This window comes from Streptomyces sp. B8-7, from assembly GCF_058833805.1.
The window spans coordinates 604,652-619,789 of sequence record NZ_JBYRRL010000003.1 but is presented as its reverse complement, the minus strand read 5'-3'; the positions used below and the strand labels follow the sequence as shown (position 1 = coordinate 619,789).

The window sequence follows — 15,138 nt, the reverse complement described above, 5'->3', positions numbered from 1 at the left end:
CGGGCATTCGGGGTAATCAGCGCATTCCGCGGTGAGCGTGCGAAGACCGTGCGGCGGCCCGCGAGGACGCGCACCGGCCGTACCGAGGCCCTGCGGGGGCCCGGGGGACCGCGCTCAGCGGTCGTCGTCGGAGCCGCAGGAGCTGCCGTCGGCGGGCAGCGAGCCGTAGAGCAGGAAGTCGTCGACCTTGCGGTGCACGCAGGCCGAGGAGCCGTATCCGGTGTGTCCCTCGGAGCGGTTGTCGAGCACCACGGCCGAGGAGCCGAGCCGCTGGGCCGTCTCCACCGTCCACCGGTACGGGGTGGCCGGGTCCCCGCGGGTGCCGACCAGCAGCATCTTCGGCGTGCGGACGTCCTTGACCTGCTCGCGGACGTAGTCGGTGCCCCTGGGGCGGCCGTGGCACATCAGCACCTGGGTGAGCCGGTAGGCGCCGAAGACCGGTGAGGCGCGCTCGTACTCGGCGCGCAGCCGGTCCAGGTCGCGGACGATCTGCCCGGCCGAGGGGCGGTCGGGATCGTCCGCGCAGTTGACCGCCATCAGCGCCGCCGGGAGGTTGTCCGGCGGGACGTCCTCCTCGTCCACCAGCGTGCCCCCGCCGTCGCGGACGGTCCCGCGGGCCGGCCGGCCGCCGCCGGCCGCGAAACCCTCGATCGCGCGGGTGTCGCCGTCCTCCACGAGGGACGCCAGCGCCCGCTCCAGCGACGGCCACAGATCCTCGCTGTACAGCGCCTGCGCCAGCGCGCCCACCAGGTCCTGGCCGGTGAACAGGCCGCCGAACGGCGTGGGTACGGGGTCCTCGTCGAGCGAGCGCACCAGGCTGACGACGTCCTCGCGGGCGGCCCGCGCGTCCTGTCCGAACGGGCAGGCGATGTCCCTCGCGCACCAGTCGATGAACGACTCCAGCGCGGTCTGCTGCCCCCGTGCGCCGGCGACGCCCTGCTCGGACAGCGGCTCGGTCAGCGTGTCCACGCCGTCCAGGACCATCCGGCCCACCCTGTCCGGGAACTGCGCCGCGTACACCGCGCCGAGCCGGGTGCCGTACGAGAAGCCCAGGTAGTCGAGCTTCTTCTCGCCCAGCGCCTGCCGGATGACGTCCAGGTCGCGGGAGACGTGCACGGTTCCCATGTACGGCAGGACCGGGCCGGAGTGCTCGGCGCACTCGGCGGCGGTCCGCCGCAGCGTGCGCAGGGCGGTCTCGGGGTCGCGCAGCGGATCGGCGCCCGCGTCCTGCCCGGTCTCCTCGCCCCCGCCGTCGTCCGGCGCCTCGTACCCGCCGTCCGTGCAGCTCACCGGGGAGGACCGGCCGACGCCGCGGGGGTCGAAGGAGACCACGTCGTAGCCCTCGGCCAGATCCATGAAGTCGTCCGGGCCGTAGGCGAGTTCCCGGACGCCCGAGCCGCCCGGACCGCCGAAGTTCAGCACCACCGAGCCCTGTGAGCGGCCCGTGGCCCGGTAGCGGGCGAGCGCCAGTTCCAGCGTTCCCGCCTCGGGCCGGGCGTAGTCGAGCGGGACGGTGACCTTGCCGCACTGCAGGCCTTCCGGGCGGTTGCCGGGCTCGCCCGCGCAGGCCTTCGCCGACCAGGAGATCCGCTGGTCGTAGAAGCGCGAGAGGCCGGCACCGGGCGGGTCCTCCCCGCCCGCCGCGGCGGCCGGGAGTCCCGCGCCCAGCAGGGCCAGTCCCGCGGTTCCGGCGAGCGCACAGCGCCGGATCGCGGGCCACCAGACGGACGGTTCGGTCGGCATCGTTCCCTCCAGCCACAGTCCGGGGAGCGGGGCCCTCGCTCACGATAGGCCGCCCCGCCGGGCGGCGCCCGCCGGCGGGCAACTGCGCGCGGCCTGGGCTACGATGCGTCCTTTTCGCCGGATCCGGCGAGGGTTCTGATCTTCTACCCGCCGTTCGTCGAACCTGACACTCGATGGGGTGAAAGGTCGTTTAGCCATAACTCCGCTGGTTCGCCCGCGTTTTACCTGGTGCGGGCAAGTGCCCGTATCCCTCTGTGGAAGGCAGGAACCTATGAGACGGGCCACCCGAAACGGTGTGATCGCCGTCGTCGCCGCCTCGGGCGCGATGGCCGCGGCGGGAACGGCGCACGCCGACTCCACGGCCGATGCGACCGCGGCCGGCTCGCCCGGTGTGCTGGCGGGCAACGGCCTCCAGCTCCCGGTGCACGTCCCGGCGAACGTGTGCGGCAACACCGTGAACGTGGTCGGGCTGCTCAACCCGGCCGTGGGCAACTTCTGCGCCGCCGCCCCCGGGCCGTCGGGCGCGGACCGGGCCGCCTCCGGCGCCGGCCGCTCCACCGCCGCGGGCCCGGACCGGGCCGTCGGGGCGAGTTCGACCTCCGGCCGCCGTTCCCTCACCGGGGCCGACCGCCCGGCCGGTGTCCCGGGGCCCCGGGCCGCGAGCGCGGCGGCCGGCGCCGCCGAGGGCTCGCCCGGCCTGCTGTCCGGCAACGGCCTGGGGCTCCCGGTGGACCTTCCGGTCAACCTCAGCGGCAACTCGGTGAACGCCGTCGGTGTCGGCAACCCCTCCTTCGGCAACGAGTCCGTCAACGCCTCCGCCGACGGACCCGAGGAGAGCCCGGCGTCCCCGCAGCAGCCCGGCCCCGACGAGCCCCAGCACCCGGACCGGCCCGACCCGCGGCCCCAGTCGCCGCTGTCCCCGCCCGAGGCCCCGCCCGCACCGCCGGCCGTCGTGGACGCCCCGTCGGAGCGGTCGGTGCTCGCCCGCACCGGCACGGACGCCGCCCTGCCCGCCGCCGCGGGCGCCGCCGCCCTGTTCCTGGGCGGTGTCGCACTGCACCGCGGCACCCGGCGCCGCCGGTCCGCGGACTGATCCCGGCCCGTCCTGCCGGTCCCGGCGCACGGAGGACCTCGTCGGCGCCGGCCGGTGGGCTCCGCCGTCAGCCGCCGCGCACCGGGGCGGCCCGTGAGGCGCGGCGCACGGCGCGGCGGTGTGCCCCGGGCGCGGGCCGCCGGTCACGCGCGGCCTCGTCGAGGACCGCGCCGCATGCCGGAGGGGCCGGTCCCGCCCAGGCGGAGCCGGTCCCTCCGGCCGGGGTCCGGGCTGTGGCCGTTTCGCGTCGCTACGACGTGGACCCGCTCCTGGCCGATGCCCCGGCGCATGCCAGGCCCAGGACCACGGCCAGACCGCCGATGACCGCGTTGTTCCACACCACGCCCGCGTCGGGGCTGCTCCCGACGATCCACGGCGAGACGATCATCCACACTCCCAGCGCGCACATGGCCCAGCTCAGGCCGTACATGCGCTCCGGGGCCCGGGTGAAGCCCAGTGCCAGCAGGGCGATGGCGATGCCGATGACGAGGTTGTGGGGGACCAGGTCGGGCTGGCTGGCCGTGTAGTGGACGATCCACGGTGATACGGCGCAGTACAGGCCGAGCAGGAACACCGGCCCGTCCATGAGCGCCACATCGCGACCGCCGAGCATGCGGGCGTAGCGCTCCCGCATCTCTGAGACATCGGGGTGGGTCGTCATGTCACCCCTGGTGGGCTGGACGTTGGCCATGACTCGTCTCCTTCGACTCGCTGGCCGACCGCAACGGGTGCGGTATGCGGACTGATGCCGCCTCTCTGCATTCTGCTCTTATTTTTCCTTTATGTGTAGAGGTGGGCGATATGTCGTCGCCGGCGGAGGTGAGGAGGCGCGGATGGCATGTGCGCGACGATCCGGGGCAGGCGCTCCCACGAGGGTGTCCCCCGCGGACCCGGAGGTGGGTGTCGTCGTGAGAGCGAAGGTGCTGGAGCGGTTTCCCGCGGGAGCGCCGCGCGGTTCGTGGCCGGCCGAGGAGTACGCGGCCCGCAGACGGGCCGAGGGCGAGCCCGCCACCGTGGTGATGGATCTGGAGTCCGACGCCTTCCTCGTCGTGGTGCGCACCGGCGAGAGCGACTGAGGGGTTCCCGGCGGCGATCGCACCGCCCCTGACCGCGGCCCGCAGGCGCGCGGTCGCCCGCTCCCCGGCCCCGTCCCGCACCCGGCGGCGAGCGGGCCGGCCGGGCCGGCCGCGCGGACACGGCGGGAGAGGCCGTCCCGGCGGCCTCTCCCGCCGACGGCCGCCGGGGGGCGCCGACGGCCGCCGGGGGGCGCCGACGGCCGCCGGGGGGCGCCGACGGCTGCCGTGCCCCGCCGGGGGTGGCGGGGCACGGCGGCCCGGAGGTGTGCCGGCGGCTCCGGCTCGGCTCAGGGCCGCTCAGGGCCGCTCACGGCCTCACGGAGTCCGGGGCTGCGGGGTTCAGCCCGCGAAGCCGGTCACCGGGTAGTGGTCCGACAGGTTGGTGTAGGTGTAGGACGTGCCCCAGCTGGACACGGTCCAGGGCGCGCTCTCCTCCTTGACCACGTCGTTCTTCCACACCGCCGGACGGGCGTGCCCGGCGCGGTGCAGGACGTAGTCGAGGTCCTCGCGCGGGTCGGCGGGGTAGCGGTCCCGGGCGATGGAGTTCTCCTGCGTGTCGAAGGAGTACGGGTGCCCGGTGCGCGCGTTGGCGCCCACCAGGCCGCCGTCGGCGAGCATGGAGGCGTACTCCGGTGTGCGCGAGTCCACGTTGAAGTCGCCGGCGACCAGCACCTGCTCGTTCGCGGGGATCTTCTTGCCGTCGAGGAACGCGTCGATGGCCTTGAACTGGCGGCTGCGCATCGTCGCCGCCTCGCCGCTGCCGCAGCCCGGGTCCGTGGACTGGGCGTGCGTGCCGAGCACGTGCACCCGGCTGCCGTTCACGTCCAGCACGACGTAGGCGAAGCCCTTGTTGGACCACCAGTCCGCGCCGCACGCGTCCTTGAAGACGTACTGCTCCTTGCGCAGGATCGGCCACCTGCTGAGGATCGTGACGCCGCCGTCCTCCGGGGTGAGCGAGGAGTACGAACCGCCGGTGGCGTCCCAGCCGGACTTCGACCGGCCGACGACCGGCGTCTGGTACGGGTACTCGTTCGCGACGGCGCCCTTGAGGGCGTCGGAGGAGGAGTTGTCGAACGCCTCCTGGAGGACCACGACGTCGTTGCCGTGCACGAACGGGGCCTTCGCTATCTCCGCGGCCCGGTGGTCCTGGCCCCAGTTGGGATACAGGCTCTTGCTGAACAGGAAGGTGTTGTACGTGAGGACCTTCACCGGCGGCGTCTGGCCGGCGGCCGATGCGGAGGGTGCCGCACCGGCGAGGCCGGCGACGGCGAGGCAGAGGGCGAGCGCGGCCGAGCCCTGTGCACGGCGCTGTGCGGAAAGCGTCACTGGATCTCCCTGTGAGGTAAGGGGGTTGAGTGGCGCCGCACATCAAACCACCAGGGATTACCCTGAGGTAACAGGCGCGGGCGAATTCGATGGCGTGCGGAGGTACGCCCGCCGAACCTGTCCAGACAAGTGCGGCACTTTCCCGGTCTCCCGAGAACCCCGGGCGGCGTCCCCGCTCCGGCCGCCCGCCCCTGCCGGACCTGCGGCGGTCCCCGGCCCGGCCCCGTGTGCCGGCCGGACGGCGGCCGTGATGCCGCCGGCCGCGCGCCGGCCGGGCCCGGCGGTGCCGGGCGGCGCGGCAGCGAACGGGCCGTCCTCCCCGGACGCCGTCCGGGCCCGGCGGGCCCCGCGCGGCCGGGGAGGACGGCACGCCGTGCCACCCCCCCCGTGCCCCCCGTGCCACCCCCCGTGCGAGCCTCCACCCGCCTTGGTGCGAGCCTCCGCACGCCCCCGTGCGGGGCCGCACGCCGGCGCCTTGCGGGCCGCGGGAGGCCGGCCGTCCGCGGTGCGTCCGGCCGGTGCCCGGGCGGCCCCTCGCGCGCCTCGGCCGGGCGGGCGTGCGCCGGTGCCGTGCCGTCCCGGCCCCCGGTCGGCGCCCGGCGCGCCCTCCGGCCTGCGAGCTCGCTCACCTTCCGCCCGCCCGGGCTGGCGGGTCGTACGTTTTACGTATAACCTCATGCGTCGACATCGGCTGTCACCGCCGGGTCCTTCCGCGGTCCCTCCCGCGGTCCCTCCCTCCGAAAGGTCTCGATGAAGCGCGTCGCCCTGGTCACCCTCGTCGTCGACGACTACGACGAGGCCGTGCGCTTCTACACCGGGGCGCTCGGCTTCAGGCTCGCCGAGGACAGTCCGCGGCCCGACGGGTCCCGCTGGGTCGTCGTCGAGCCCGGCGCGGGAGCCGGGGGCACCGGGCTGCTGCTCGCCCTCGCCGGGAACGAGGGGCAGCGGGCCCGGGTCGGGGACCAGACCGGCGGGCGGGTCGGCTTCTTCCTGCACACCGACGACTTCGCCCGGGACCACGCCCGCATGCTCGCGGCCGGCGTGACCTTCCTGGAGGAGCCCCGCCACGAGCCGTACGGCTCGGTCGCCGTCTTCCGGGACCTGTACGGCAACCGCTGGGACCTGCTCCAGCCCGCCGGCTGACCCCCGCGTCCCGGCCCCGCCGCCCCGCACACCCACCGCCCGGCGAGCCCTCAGCGGCTCGCGAACCGCACCTGCCCAAGGAAAGTCCGCCATGACTGCTACGCGCGTAGACGCCGATCTGATCCGCCGCCTCCCGAAGGCCGTCCTGCACGACCACCTCGACGGCGGCCTGCGCCCCGCCACCGTCGTCGAGCTCGCCGACGCCATCGGCCACACCCTGCCGACGACCGACCCCAAGGCCCTGGCCGCGTGGTACTTCGAGGCCGCCAACTCCGGCGACCTGGTCCGCTACATCGCCACCTTCGAGCACACCCTGGCCGTGATGCAGTCCCGCGAGGGCCTGCTGCGCACCGCCGAGGAGTACGTGCTGGACCTGGCCGCGGACGGCGTCGTCTACGCGGAGGTCCGCTACGCCCCCGAGCTGATGCTCAACGGCGGGCTCACCCTGCCCGAGGTCGTCGAGACGGTGCAGGAGGGGCTCGCGGCGGGCATGGCGAAGGCCGCGGCCGCCGGTACGCCCGTCCGGGTGGGCACCCTGCTGTGCGGCATGCGCATGTTCGGCCGGACCCGCGCCACCGCCGACCTGGCCGTCGCGTTCCGCGACGCGGGCGTGGTCGGCTTCGACATCGCCGGCGCCGAGGCCGGCTTCCCGGCCGCCGACCACCTGGACGCCTTCGAGCACCTGCGCCGTGAGAGTGTGCCCTTCACCATCCACGCCGGTGAGGCCGACGGGCTGTCCAGCATCCACCAGGCCCTCCAGATCTGCGGCGCCCAGCGCATCGGCCACGGGGTGCGCCTGACCGACGACATCGTCGACGGCAAGCTGGGCCGCCTGGCGGGCTGGGTCCGCGACCGCCGGATCGCCCTGGAGATGTGCCCCACCTCCAACCTCCAGACCGGCGCCGCCACCTCGATCGCCGAGCACCCGATCACCGCACTCAAGGACCTCGGCTTCCGCGTCACCCTCAACACCGACAACCGCCTGGTGTCCGGCACCTCGATGACCCGGGAGATGTCCCTGCTGGTCGAGGAGGCGGGCTGGGGCGTGGAGGACCTGCGCACGGTCACCCTGAACGCCCTCAAGAGCGCGTTCGTGCCGTTCGACGAGCGCCGCGCCCTCATCGAGGACGTGGTCCTGCCCGGCTACGCCGCCGCGCTCTGAAGCAGCCCGCGCACATACGCGGCCTGTCCGACGTGCTGGAGGTCGTCGGACAGGACGCTCACCAGGCGCGCGCCGAGACTGACCGGCGGATCCCAGCGTTCGTCCACGATCCGCTCCAGGCCGGCCGCGGTCAGCGCGCGCAGCCGGCCCAGTGTCTGCGCGTGCGCCGCGTCGAAGTAGCCGGTCAGCAGGTCCGCCGAGGCGACCCGCACCCGGGCCACGGCGTCCGGGCCGTGCCCGTACCCGGTGTCGCCGGGCGGCAGGTCCAGGCCGAACCGGCCGTACCAGTCCTGCGCCAGCCACACCTGCTCCAGGCCGAACGCGTCGGCGACGTGGTCGTCCTGGACGCGGGTGAGGTGCCAGACCAGCCAGGCGATGGAGTTGGCGGCCCGGGTGGGCCGGGCGCCCAGCGCCTCGGGGCCCAGGCCCTCGACGGCGGCATGGACCTCTTCCCGGACGCGGCCGAAGCCGTCGATGAGGATGTCCTTGGCGTGCATGGCTCCACCTTCGCGCATCACGCCGCCTCCCGCGCCTGCGCCTCCAGCAGCGCCATCAGCGCCCGCGCCGCCGGGCTGGTGGCCTGCTCGGAGGGGAGCAGGGCGACCGTCTCGTAGACCGCCCCGCCGGTGTCCGCCAGGGGCACGGCGGCCAGCGACGTCCGCTTGTGCCGGAAGTGCGCAGGTACGGCCGCCACGCCCAGGTTCTCGTCCACCAGGTCCAGCAGCCCGTGCACGTCGTTGACCTCCAGGGTGACCGCGCGCCGCACCCCGGCGGCGGCGAACGCGGCGTCCGTGGCCCGCCGCGGGCCCCATCCGGGGTGGAAGTCGACGAACACCTCCCGGGCCAGCCGGTGCGGTGTCACCGCCGGGCCCGCCGCCACGAGCGGGTGCCCGGGATGGCACAGCAGCGTCATCGGCTCGCCCGCCAGGGACACCGACCTCAGGTGCTCGCCGTCCTCCCGGGTGCGGTAGGCGAACGCCAGGTCCAGCCGCCCCGCGGCCACCTCGTCGGCCAGGGCCTGCGAGCCGGCCTGGCGCAGCCGGATCTCCACGTCCGGATGGTGCCGCCGGAACACCGCGAGCAGCGCCGCCACCCGCACCCCGGCGATGCACTGCTCGGTGCCCAGCGAGAGCGTGCCCCGCAGCACGCCCTGCACCGCGGCCACCGCCTCGTGCGCCGACCGCACCTGCGCCAGGATGCGCTCGGCCTCGGCCAGCAGCGCCCGCCCCGCCTCGGTGAGCGTCACCCGGCGGGTGGTGCGCACGAACAGCGGCGCCCGCAGCTCCCGCTCCAGCGCCCGGATCGACGCCGACAGACCCGACTGGGACACCATGAGCCGTTCGGCGGCCCGGGTGAAGTGCTGGTCCTCGGCGACGGCGACGAAGTGCCGGAGATGGCGCAGTTCCATGACTGAGAAGCCTATCCGCTCAATTCCATCGGATTCTCCTGTTGGACCGCTGCCCGCGCAGCGGGAAGAGTGGAGACGGCCCGCCTTCGGACCCCGCCCCTCGCGGCGCCTCGCGCCGCCTGTCGTCCCCTCATGCCCTGTCACGGTCTGTCACGTACTGTTCTGTCCTTTCTGTCCTTTCTGTCCTTTCTGTTGTTTCTGTTGTTTCTGCTGTTTCTGTCGCTTCCTGTCACTTCCCCCGATGCCCTGGAGCCGCGTTGTACACCGCACACCCCGACCGCTACGACGACATGCCCTACCGGCGCGCCGGGCGCAGCGGCCTGAAACTCCCCGCGCTGTCCCTGGGCCTGTGGCACAACTTCGGCCCGCAGCGCCCGGCGGAGACCCAGCGCGCCATCCTGCGCCGTGCCTTCGACCTCGGAGTCACCCACTTCGACCTGGCCAACAACTACGGCCCGCCGCCCGGCGCCGCCGAGTCCGCGCTGGGCGCCTTCCTGCGCACGGACTTCGCCCCCTACCGCGACGAGCTGGTCGTCTCCACCAAGGCCGGACACCTGATGTGGCCCGGCCCGTACGGCGAGTGGGGCTCGCGCAAGTACCTGCTGGCCTCCCTGGACCAGAGCCTGACCCGGCTGGGCCTGGACCACGTCGACATCTTCTACTCGCACCGCTTCGACCCGGACACTCCCCTGGAGGAGACGATGGGAGCCCTGCACTCCGCGGTGCAGCAGGGCAAGGCCCGCTACGTCGGCGTCTCCAACTACTCCGCCGGGCAGACCCGCGAGGCCGCCCGCATCCTGGGCGGTCTGGGCACGCCCCTGCTGATCCACCAGCCGCGCTACTCGATGCTCGACCGCCGCCCGGAGACCGAGGGCCTGCTGGACGCCCTCGACGAGCTCCAGGTGGGCTCCATCGCCTACTCCCCGCTGGAGCAGGGCCTGCTCACCGGCCGCTACCTGAACGGCGTCCCGGAGGGCTCCCGGGCCGCGGGCGACAGTCCCTTCCTGCGCCGCGACGCCGTCACCGAGGACCTGGTGGCCCGGCTGCGGACCCTCAACGAGATCGCCGCCGCCCGCGGCCAGACCCTGGCCCAGCTGGCCCTCGCCTGGGTGCTCCGCGGCGGGCGCGTGACCTCCGCCCTGGTGGGAGCGAGCAGCCCCGGCCAGGTGACGGACAGCGTGGCCGCGGCCGGCAACCTCGACTTCGCCCCGGAGGAGCTGTCCCGCATCGACGCGGCGGTCGCGCCCTGACCGCGCCGGCCCCGGCGGGCGGACGCTCCTGAAGGGGGACGGCGGCGGGCGCCGTCCCCCTGTCCGGCCGGTTCGCGGATTCCGGCCAGAACCGGCCCCGAATATGCCAGGAGAGTGGCCGGAAAGGCGTGGTGACAGTGATTCAAGACTGAAGATACTCGACGGCGGAGGGTGGTTCACCGCCCTGAGCCGCACGAAAGCGAGGCCCGACGGCAGCGAGGTGTCGCAACGGGGGAGTGGACCGTGCACGACGAATTCCTGTGCCATGTCACCGCGTACGGAACCTGCGACGGGCGGCGCATCGGCGTCCCGCTCGGCACCTACCGTGCGCCCACCCTCGCGCTGGCCCTGTGGTGGCTGCGCGACCGGGCCTCCTGGATCGCCGAACGGCTCGACCCCGGGCCCGGCGCGGAGCACTTCCCGCCCAGTGCGCTCGTCCCCGTCGCCGACACCGTCCCCGACGTCCCCGCACTGCTCCGCTCCTGGTGCGCCGACACCGCCCGACAGCAGATCGTGGCGGACGAGTTGGCCACCGGGCGCATGGTGCGCATCGCGGCCAGCGACGACACCACCGAGTACGAGCTGCTGGCCGAGTCCGTGGACGCCGTGCGCATGCAGCGGACCATCCCGGCGCTGGTCGTCCCCGTCGCCTAGGACGTGTTTCGGAAGTCCCGCCTGCCTGGCGGCGTCTGGCACGCACGCTCGCCGCGTTGTCGGGCTCGCCCCGATACATCCAGTATCGGGGCGACCCTCCGCCTTGCGATCGCACGCACCAGACGCCGCCAGACCTGCCCTTCGGGCAGACGACGCTACTTTCGAAACACGCCCTAGCGCCGCGGCCCCGGTGCGGCCCGTGGGCCCGCGGGGCCGCGGCAGAGCCCGCAGGGGCTGCGGCGGACCGGGCCGGGGTGCCGTCCGCGCACGGGCGCCCCATCGGACAGATCGGTAGAATTCTGGCATGGCGGAACGGCCGGTCGCCCCGACTGCGCCCGAGCTCGTGCTGGAGACCGACTGGGGCTCCACGGTGATGAGTCCGGGACGCGACTACCACGTGGGCCGCGACCCCCTGTGCGACGTCGTCATCGACGACGCCCGCGTCTCCTGGCACCATGCCGTCCTGCACCCCGACGGCGACCACTGGACCCTCACCGACGAGCACAGCACCAACGGCACCTACGCCGACGGCCGGCGCGTCCAGGAGCAGGACGTCGGCCCCGGCACCGAGATCCGCTTCGGCAGCCCCGCCGACGGCCCCCGCGCCGTCCTCGTCGGCCGCGCCCCGCCCGCCCCGGCCCGGCCCTCGGCGCTCTCCGCCGTGTCCCGGCCCGGCGCCACCGGCACCTTCCGGCAGCCCACCAGCGTCCGCCCGCTGCCCGCCCGCACCGTACGGATCGGCCGCGCCGGCGACAACGACCTGGTCATCGACGACCTCGTCGTCTCCCGCCACCACGCCGAACTGCGCGTCCTGCCCGGCGGCAGCCACGAGATCGCCGACCTCGGCAGCCACAACGGCACCTACCTCAACGGCAGCCCCGTCACCACCGCACGTCTGGACCCCGGTGACGTCGTCGGCATCGGCCACTCCGCGTTCTGCCTGGTCGGCGACGAGCTGCAGGAGTACGTCGACACCGGCGAGGTCTCCCTCGACGTCCAGGACCTCACCGTGGCCGTCGACCACGGCCGCAAGACCCTCCTGGACCACGTCGCCTTCCCCGTCGGCGAGAAGTGCCTGCTCGCCGTCGTCGGCCCGAGCGGCGCCGGCAAGTCCACCCTGCTCAACGCGCTCACCGGGCTGCGCCCCGCCGACCACGGCACCGTCCTGTACGACGGCCGCGACCTCTACCGGGACTACGCCGAACTGCGCCAGCGCATCGGCCTCGTCCCCCAGGACGACATCCTGCACGCCCAGCTGACCGTCCGCAGCGCCCTGTCCTACGCCGCCGAACTCCGCTTCCCCCAGGACACCGCCAGGACCGAGCGCCGCTCCCGGGTCGACGAGGTCATCGGGGAGCTCGGCCTGCAGCAGCGCGCCGCGCAGCCCGTGCACAGCCTCTCCGGCGGGCAGCGCAAACGCGTCAGCGTCGCCCTGGAGCTGCTCACCAAACCGTCGCTGCTCTTCCTCGACGAGCCGACCTCCGGACTCGACCCCGGCATGGACCGCTCCGTGATGCACATGCTGCGCGGCCTCGCCGACGACGGCCGCACCGTCATCGTCGTCACCCACAGCGTGCTCAGCCTCGACGTCTGCGACCGCCTCCTGGTCCTCGCCCCCGGCGGCCGGATCGCCTACTACGGCCCGCCCGGCGAAGCCCTCGGCTTCTTCGGACACGACCAGTGGCCCGAGGCCTTCGAGTCCTTCGAACGGGACCAGGACCGCGACTGGGCCGGGGCCTACCGGGCCTCCCCGCAGCACCGCCGGTACGTCAGCGACGCCACCGCCCAGCCCGCCGTGTCCCGCACCGGCCCCGTGATCATCGCGCCGCCGCCCCGGCCGCGCAGCTGGGGCGCCCAACTCGGCACCCTCGTACGGCGCTACACCACCGCTCTCGCCGCGGACCGCACCTTCCTCGCCATCATGATCGCGCTGCCGTTCGTGATGGGCGCCATGGCCCGCGCCCTGGCGGGCGGGCAGCTGACCCGCGACACCGCGATGAACGCGCTGCTCATCCTCTGCGTCGGCGGCGTCCTGACCGGCGCGGCCAACGCGGTGCGCGAACTGGTCAAGGAACGCGTCATCTACCGCCGCGAACGCGCCGTCGGCCTGTCCAGATCCGCCTACCTGATGTCCAAGGTGATCGTCCTGGGCACCGTCACCGTCCTGCAGGCCGTCGTGCTCACCCTCGTGGCCCTGCTCGGCGTCGACCTCGACGCCCCCGGCGGCGAGGGCGTGCTGATGCCGCCGCTGATCGAGATCACCCTCGCCGTCGCCCTGCTGGCGTTCACCGCGATGATGCTCGGCCTGGTCGTCTCCGCGCTGGTGCGCAAGGAGGAGGTGACGATGCCGCTGCTGGTGCTGCTCGCCATCGTCCAGGTCGTCTTCTGCGGTGCCCTGCTCAAACTCGACGGCGTCCCCGGCCTGGAGCAGCTGTCCTGGCTGGTGCCCTCCCGCTGGGCGCTGGGCGCCATGGCCGGTACGCTCGAACTGTCCCGGATCGTCCCCGGCGACCTCACCTCCGACCCGCTGTTCGAGCACTCGGCCGGGGTGTGGCTGCTCAACATCGCCATGCTGGTCGTGCTCTCCGCCGTGTTCGGCTACCTCGTCTCCCGGCTGCTGCGCCGGCAGGAACCCGTCGTGATGCGGAAGTAGGCGCCGATGACGACTCCCGGCTTCCAGCCCACGCACGTCGTCCCCGGGGACGGCCTGCCCGCCTGGGAGGCCCCCGATCCGGCGCGCCCGACGATGCCGCTGGACCCGCTGCTGCCGGTGCGGCTGCTGGAGCGCCAGGGCGACTGGGCCCACATCCTGTGCGCCAACGACTGGTCCGCCTGGGTGGACGGGCGACTCCTGATCGCCGTGCCGCGGACCCCGCCGCCCACCGGCCCGCCGGACGCGAGCGCCGACCCGCGCCCCCTGCTCGCCCGCGCCGAACGGACGCTGGCCCGCTACCGGGCCGCGGTGGAGGAGCTCGCCGCCGGCTCCCTCGACGGGGAGGCCTTCGCACGCCGCACCCGGGGGCTGCGCCTCGGCGTCGTCGTGGACCGGGAGTCGGTGTGGCTCTACGACACCGAGGACGGGCGGTGGGTGTACGGCGAAGGCGCCCGACAGGCCCCGTACGCCACCGACGAGGGTCCCCGGGCGGCGGCCGAGGACCACGGCCACGCGCCCACCCAGGTCGTGAGCCCCGATGGCCCGTGACACCGGACTGGACTCGGGCCGGCCCTCCGACCTGGTCGGCCGGCAGGTCGCGGGCTACCGCATCGAGGAGGAGATCGGCCGCGGCGGCATGGCCGTCGTCTACCGGGCCCGTGACCTGCGCCTGGACCGCACCGTCGCGCTGAAGCTGCTCGCCCCGGAGCTGGCCCGCAACGACACCTTCCGCCGCCGCTTCAGCCACGAGTCGAGGGTGGCCGCCGCCATCGACCACCCGCACATCGTGCCGGTCTTCGAGGCGGGCGAGACCGACGGCGTGCTCTACATCGCCATGCGCTTCGTCCCCGGCAGCGACCTGCGCCACCTGCTGGACCGTCAGGGCCCGCTCGCGCTGCCCGCCGCCCTGCGCATCGCCGGCCAGGTCGCCTCCGCGCTGGACGCCGCTCACGAGCACGGACTGGTCCACCGGGACGTGAAACCGGGGAACATCCTCATCGCCCGCGGCACCGACAGCGACCACCCCGAGCACGCCTATCTGACCGACTTCGGCCTCACGAAGAAGTCCCTGTCGCTGACCGGCTTCACCACCGTGGGCCAGTTCGTCGGCACCCTCGACTACGTCGCCCCCGAGCAGATCTCCGGCCGCCCCGTCGACGGCCGCTGCGACGTGTACGGCTTCGCCTGCGTGCTCTACGAGGTGCTCACCGGCCGGCCGCCGTTCCTCCGCGACGACGACATGGCCCTGCTGTGGGCACACCAGTACGACGACCCGCCGCCGCCCACCGAGGCCCGGCCCGGCCTGCCCGCGGCGCTCGACCCGGTGTTCGCCAGGGCCCTGGCCAAGAGCCCCGACGACCGGCACGACTCCTGCCTGGACTTCGTGGCGGAGCTGCGGACGGCCGCGCTCGCCGCCCGGCAGGCCCACCCGTCGACCCGGGTCGTGGATCACGGCGACCGAGGCGACCAAGGCGACCAAGGCGATCACGGCGACGACGTGCCGTCGGCGCGGCCTCCCGAACAGCCGCCGGCGTGGGCGGCGCCCGTCTTCCGGCGGACCTGAGGCGGAGAACGGCCCCCGGCGCGAGAAGGCCGCGGCACGCGAGAGGGCCGCAGCACGCGAGAGGGC

At 74.3% G+C, this 15,138-nt stretch carries 14 protein-coding genes; 9 read left to right on the top strand and 5 right to left on the bottom strand.

From position 1 onward, the window contains the following. Positions 1–114 precede the first annotated feature (114 nt). Positions 115–1,743: an alpha/beta hydrolase gene (locus tag AC5K6T_RS17880; RefSeq protein WP_493210203.1), complete on the bottom strand. Its 1,629-nt coding sequence runs from the start codon at positions 1,741–1,743 to the stop codon at positions 115–117. Between the two features lie 271 nt (positions 1,744–2,014). On the opposite strand from AC5K6T_RS17880, the gene AC5K6T_RS17875 reads away from it, so the two are divergent. After that, entirely contained in the window at positions 2,015–2,836 is an 822-nt protein-coding gene (locus AC5K6T_RS17875; RefSeq protein ID WP_493210201.1) for a chaplin family protein, read from the top strand. Between the two features lie 250 nt (positions 2,837–3,086). Here AC5K6T_RS17875 and AC5K6T_RS17870 read toward each other — a convergent pair whose 3' ends face one another. Continuing rightward, complete coding sequence (locus tag AC5K6T_RS17870; RefSeq protein WP_493210200.1) at positions 3,087–3,527, bottom strand: SPW repeat protein; 441 nt, start codon at positions 3,525–3,527, stop codon at positions 3,087–3,089. Positions 3,528–3,744: 217 nt separating this feature from the next. Here AC5K6T_RS17870 and AC5K6T_RS17865 point away from each other — a divergent pair, with 217 nt between their 5' ends. Further along, a complete protein-coding gene (locus tag AC5K6T_RS17865) occupies positions 3,745–3,912 on the top strand; it encodes a DUF8839 family protein (RefSeq protein WP_493210198.1) in 168 nt (55 codons plus the stop codon). Positions 3,913–4,251: 339 nt separating this feature from the next. On the opposite strand, the gene sph is transcribed toward AC5K6T_RS17865, so the two are convergent. Then, positions 4,252–5,238 (bottom strand): sphingomyelin phosphodiesterase, encoded by a 987-nt coding sequence (sph, locus tag AC5K6T_RS17860; RefSeq protein WP_493210196.1) that lies wholly within the window; start codon positions 5,236–5,238, stop codon positions 4,252–4,254. 750 nt (positions 5,239–5,988) lie between these two features. Here sph and AC5K6T_RS17855 point away from each other — a divergent pair. Continuing rightward, on the top strand, positions 5,989–6,381 hold the full coding sequence (locus tag AC5K6T_RS17855; RefSeq protein WP_493210194.1) for a VOC family protein: 393 nt from the start codon (positions 5,989–5,991) through the stop codon (positions 6,379–6,381). A 91-nt stretch (positions 6,382–6,472) separates the two neighbouring features. Continuing rightward, a complete protein-coding gene (locus tag AC5K6T_RS17850; protein WP_493210192.1) occupies positions 6,473–7,543 on the top strand; it encodes an adenosine deaminase in 1,071 nt (356 codons plus the stop codon). On the opposite strand, the gene AC5K6T_RS17845 is transcribed toward AC5K6T_RS17850, so the two are convergent. Both AC5K6T_RS17845 and AC5K6T_RS17840 read right to left on the bottom strand, forming a co-directional pair. Then, positions 7,525–8,040, bottom strand: a complete 516-nt coding sequence (locus AC5K6T_RS17845; RefSeq protein ID WP_493210190.1) for a mycothiol transferase — start codon at positions 8,038–8,040, stop codon at positions 7,525–7,527. The two genes, AC5K6T_RS17850 and AC5K6T_RS17845, sit on opposite strands and share 19 nt — an antisense overlap. A 17-nt stretch (positions 8,041–8,057) precedes the next feature. Next, a complete protein-coding gene (locus AC5K6T_RS17840; protein ID WP_493210188.1) occupies positions 8,058–8,951 on the bottom strand; it encodes a LysR family transcriptional regulator in 894 nt (297 codons plus the stop codon). A gap of 257 nt (positions 8,952–9,208) precedes the next feature. Here AC5K6T_RS17840 and AC5K6T_RS17835 point away from each other — a divergent pair, with 257 nt between their 5' ends. The 5 genes from AC5K6T_RS17835 (at position 9,209) to AC5K6T_RS17815 (ending at position 15,072) form a co-directional block, all read left to right on the top strand. Next, positions 9,209–10,201 (top strand): aldo/keto reductase, encoded by a 993-nt coding sequence (locus AC5K6T_RS17835; RefSeq protein ID WP_493210186.1) that lies wholly within the window; start codon positions 9,209–9,211, stop codon positions 10,199–10,201. A gap of 243 nt (positions 10,202–10,444) precedes the next feature. Further along, a complete protein-coding gene (locus AC5K6T_RS17830; protein ID WP_493210184.1) occupies positions 10,445–10,855 on the top strand; it encodes a hypothetical protein in 411 nt (136 codons plus the stop codon). A 304-nt stretch (positions 10,856–11,159) separates the two neighbouring features. After that, positions 11,160–13,508, top strand: coding sequence for an ABC transporter ATP-binding protein/permease (locus AC5K6T_RS17825; protein WP_493210182.1), 2,349 nt, complete (start codon positions 11,160–11,162; stop codon positions 13,506–13,508). Between the two features lie 6 nt (positions 13,509–13,514). Further along, positions 13,515–14,057, top strand: coding sequence for a hypothetical protein (locus AC5K6T_RS17820; protein WP_493210180.1), 543 nt, complete (start codon positions 13,515–13,517; stop codon positions 14,055–14,057). Further along, the gene (locus AC5K6T_RS17815) at positions 14,047–15,072 is read left to right on the top strand and encodes a serine/threonine-protein kinase (protein WP_493210178.1); all 1,026 of its coding nucleotides are present in this window, start codon (positions 14,047–14,049) and stop codon (positions 15,070–15,072) included. Before AC5K6T_RS17820 ends, AC5K6T_RS17815 begins: the two co-directional genes overlap by 11 nt. The last annotated feature ends 66 nt before the right edge of the window (positions 15,073–15,138 follow it).

What these genes read in the sequence shown, in the direction of transcription:
- AC5K6T_RS17855 (WP_493210194.1), top strand. Translation starts at nt 5,989, where the DNA reads ATGAAGCGCGTCGCCCTGGTCACCCTCGTCGTCGACGACTACGACGAG.
- AC5K6T_RS17875 (WP_493210201.1), top strand. Translation starts at nt 2,015, where the DNA reads ATGAGACGGGCCACCCGAAACGGTGTGATCGCCGTCGTCGCCGCCTCG.
- AC5K6T_RS17870 (WP_493210200.1), bottom strand. Translation starts at nt 3,527, where the DNA reads ATGGCCAACGTCCAGCCCACCAGGGGTGACATGACGACCCACCCCGAT.
- AC5K6T_RS17880 (WP_493210203.1), bottom strand. Translation starts at nt 1,743, where the DNA reads ATGCCGACCGAACCGTCCGTCTGGTGGCCCGCGATCCGGCGCTGTGCG.
- AC5K6T_RS17840 (WP_493210188.1), bottom strand. Translation starts at nt 8,951, where the DNA reads ATGGAACTGCGCCATCTCCGGCACTTCGTCGCCGTCGCCGAGGACCAG.
- AC5K6T_RS17820 (WP_493210180.1), top strand. Translation starts at nt 13,515, where the DNA reads ATGACGACTCCCGGCTTCCAGCCCACGCACGTCGTCCCCGGGGACGGC.
- AC5K6T_RS17845 (WP_493210190.1), bottom strand. Translation starts at nt 8,040, where the DNA reads ATGCACGCCAAGGACATCCTCATCGACGGCTTCGGCCGCGTCCGGGAA.
- AC5K6T_RS17825 (WP_493210182.1), top strand. Translation starts at nt 11,160, where the DNA reads ATGGCGGAACGGCCGGTCGCCCCGACTGCGCCCGAGCTCGTGCTGGAG.
- AC5K6T_RS17815 (WP_493210178.1), top strand. Translation starts at nt 14,047, where the DNA reads ATGGCCCGTGACACCGGACTGGACTCGGGCCGGCCCTCCGACCTGGTC.
- AC5K6T_RS17850 (WP_493210192.1), top strand. Translation starts at nt 6,473, where the DNA reads ATGACTGCTACGCGCGTAGACGCCGATCTGATCCGCCGCCTCCCGAAG.